Annotated in this window: 1 protein-coding gene; it reads left to right on the top strand. The window is 34.9% G+C overall.

Annotated elements, in window-relative coordinates; genetic code table 11:
- Window positions 1-58 precede the first annotated feature (58 nt).
- Window positions 59-364 (top strand): DUF1801 domain-containing protein (locus AC1DND_RS29695; RefSeq protein ID WP_477586658.1); only part of this gene is annotated, 306 nt, incomplete at its 3' end.

The following is a 364-nucleotide window of genomic DNA, read 5'->3' as shown; positions in this document are numbered from 1 at the left end:
CCTAATTCCCTCCATAAAAGATATTGATATTTGTTATAACTATTAATATCAAACCATTATGAACAACACAAAAAAAGTAGATGAGTTTATCGCTAAACTTGAACACCCGCTTAAAGCAGAACTCGAAGCAGTAAGATCTATTATTGTCAATGCAAACCCTAAAATAGAAGAAGACATAAAGTGGGGAGGCCCTAGTTTTTTTTACAAAGAAGACCTGGCCACTTTCAATCCAAGGATCAAAAACTATGTAGCCCTTATCTTTCACAAAGGAGCACTCATTAATGTAAAATCAGACTTTCTTGAAGAGGCAACCAAGGGAAAGGTTTATGCGAAATTTTGTTCTATGGATCAGGTAATAGCAAAC

This window comes from Pedobacter sp. 01N416, assembly GCF_056399685.1.
This window is presented reverse-complemented; position numbering and strand designations above follow the sequence as displayed.